At 43.7% G+C, this 254-nt stretch carries 1 pseudogene; it reads left to right on the forward strand.

Annotation, left to right across the window (positions count from 1 at the left end):
* Window positions 1–254: pseudogene (locus ACFIK8_RS11375) on the forward strand (F0F1 ATP synthase subunit alpha); the annotation flags it as partial.

Genomic DNA, 254 nt, shown 5'->3' on the forward strand with positions numbered 1-254 from the left:
CTCGATACGTTTTTAAATCAAAAGCCCTTCCATGAAAAAGGTGCTGGGAACGAGCAAGACAAAGTCTATTGTATTTATGTTGCCATTGGTCAAAAACGTTCAACGGTTGCGCAATTTGTTAAAGTTTTGGAAGAGCGTGGAGCTCTCGAGTATTCTATTATCGTAGCGGCTACGGCCTCTGATCCTGCTCCTATGCAATTTATCGCACCTCTTGCTGGTTGTGCAATGGGGGAATATTTCCGTGATAATGGGCA

The organism is Bartonella sp. MR168JLCBS, assembly GCF_042194175.1.